Origin of the sequence: Eudoraea sp. (genome assembly GCF_049665975.1) — a bacterium.
In the GTDB taxonomy this organism is placed as follows: Bacteria; Bacteroidota; Bacteroidia; order Flavobacteriales; family Flavobacteriaceae; genus Eudoraea.
Window position 1 is genome coordinate 1 of record NZ_JBATGR010000042.1, and the last position, 1,566, is coordinate 1,566.

The 1,566-nt window shown below is 38.5% G+C and carries 1 protein-coding gene; it reads right to left on the reverse strand.

The features are described 5' to 3' along the window. Positions 1 to 1,195 (reverse strand): MFS transporter (locus WBN20_RS01765; RefSeq protein WP_424280487.1); only part of this gene is annotated, 1,195 nt, incomplete at its 3' end. Positions 1,196 to 1,566 lie beyond the last annotated feature (371 nt).

Below are 1,566 nucleotides of genomic sequence, written 5' to 3' on the forward strand. Positions count from 1 at the left end.
AAAGTATAGTAAACAGCACAATTAAGATGGCGGGAAATATAACCATTGTTCCCAGTGTTTGCTGTCCGGCTACTAATTCCAGCTCATCGCCCGTAAGTCCACTGGCGGCTACTTCGGCCCTGTCAGAATCAATCCATTTGCCTATGATTGGTTGAAAAATGGAAGATGAAAACATGCCAACCGCGCCAATAACAGACATTCCCAGGGCCCCGCTTTTAGGTATCTTAGCAGCAGTAAAGCCAATCATATTCGGCCAGAAATATGCGATTCCCAGGGCAAATATTACGGCTGCCACGTAAGCCATACCTCCGGTTTGTGTGCTAAAAAGATAAATACCGATAGTTGCCAGAATTGATGACCCAAGCAATACTCCGGTCTGATCAAATTTTTTCACAACCACACCCCCAAAATACCTTGCAACGGCCATTAGGCCCGTTACCAGTGCTAATATCAGCATGGGTGGAGCACCACTTTTAGATAAAATTATGCCAACCCATTGTTGCGGACCAAACTCCGTTATAGCGGTTAAAGCCATACAAACCATCATAAAAATAAATAAAGGGGAGAACATTGCTTTAAAGTTGCTTCCAATTGATGCGGCTTCCTTAACTTTTGCCTTAGGCCATGCTTGTCCGAAATAGAGGTAAGCATAAATTAATGTCGGGATTAAAATAACCCATATTTGGGTTTCCCAACTTAATCCGGCATCAGTCATAAATTTTGAAATCAGACTTCCAATTACTATGCCCCCGGGAAACCACATATGAAATCTGTTCAACATTTTACTCATCCTGCTGCCCTGGTATGCATCGGCAATCATTGGATTACAGGCCGCTTCTGTACAGCCATTTCCCAATCCAATTAGTAAAGTAGAAATTAATAACCCTATATAACTACCCGAATAAATGGTCAGAATAATACCAAGCGCATGGGCAAAAAATGCAAATTGCATAATCCTTTTTCCACCCACACTATGATATATCAATCCACCTATGACCATAGATATTGGAAAACCCAGGAACCACATAGAGTTAATAAAACCCAATTGTTCGGCCGATAAACTAAGTTCTTCTCCTAATTGTGGCAGAATACCGGCCCGAATACTAAAAGATAAAGCCGTAGTGATTAAAGCAAAACAACTACCATAAAAAAGACGTTTAGAATTAATTTGGGGGGCGCTTGTGGTGTTTTCCATTTGTTTAGTTTTGGTTGATTGACAAACTTTTTTTGGTCAAAAAGAGTTAGTTTGAATATATAAGATTAATGTCTTTTTTGCTAAAATCATAATTAAATTATAATTGTCCTATCAATTCCTTTAGAAATCTTGTACATTTTTAGGCAACTGATAAATTTAATTGATTTTCAGCTAATTTAGGATAAAATACGGTCGCCCTTAACTAAGAATGCGGAAATCACATAAAGTATAAATACTAGTTTGAGTATTTTATTAAACTATAAAGGTTGCAACGTATACCAGCAATGCTGCAAATGAACCAACTATGAAAGTACCCAGGGTATATACCCTATATCCGGTTTTTACATCTATACCAGAGAACTGTGTAAGGA